At 80.6% G+C, this 536-nt stretch carries 1 protein-coding gene; it reads left to right on the top strand.

The window, feature by feature from the left end; translation table 11 throughout:
- On the top strand, positions 1-536 hold a 536-nt coding region (locus tag WCS02_RS21080; RefSeq protein ID WP_340296256.1), incomplete at both ends, for a hypothetical protein.

The following is a 536-nucleotide window of genomic DNA, read 5'->3' as shown; positions in this document are numbered from 1 at the left end:
AGCAGCACGACCGTGCCCTGGGCCGGGAGGCCGGCGCGCGGTCCACCGCCCGCGCGGCGCTCGTGGCCGCGGTGCAGCACGGCCTCGTCCCGGCGGAGCAGCCGCACGTGCTCGCCGCCCCCGCCCCGGGCGGGCTGCTGGACGACGGGCACGTGCCCGGCGTGGGAGACGAGGGGACGGCGACGACGCTCGCCGTGGTCGTGACGACGGTCACCGCGCTGGAGCAGGACGCTGCCCGCCGTCGGGGGTCCGTCGACGCCCTCGGCCGCGACGTCCGCCGCTGGGAGCAGGAGCAGGCAGACCTCGTGGCCGCCCGCGCCCGGCTCGCCACCGCGGGGTCGGACCTGGAGCGTGCTCGGGAGCAGGCGGCGGCGCTGCCCGCCCGGGTGAAGGACGCCGAGGCCCGGCTGCGCGGGGCGGAGGCAGCCGCCGCCGACCTCGACGGTGCTGGGCGCGAGGTCCGGCGCTGGTCGGGGCTCGTCGCCGACCTCGGCCGGCTCGAGCAGCAGCAGCAGGCCGCCACCCGCGCCGAGGTC

It is taken from the genome of Aquipuribacter hungaricus, assembly GCF_037860755.1.
Lineage (GTDB): Bacteria > Actinomycetota > Actinomycetes > Actinomycetales > JBBAYJ01 > Aquipuribacter > Aquipuribacter hungaricus.
Note: the sequence above shows the minus strand (reverse complement) of the source record. Positions and strands in the feature narration are given on the sequence as shown.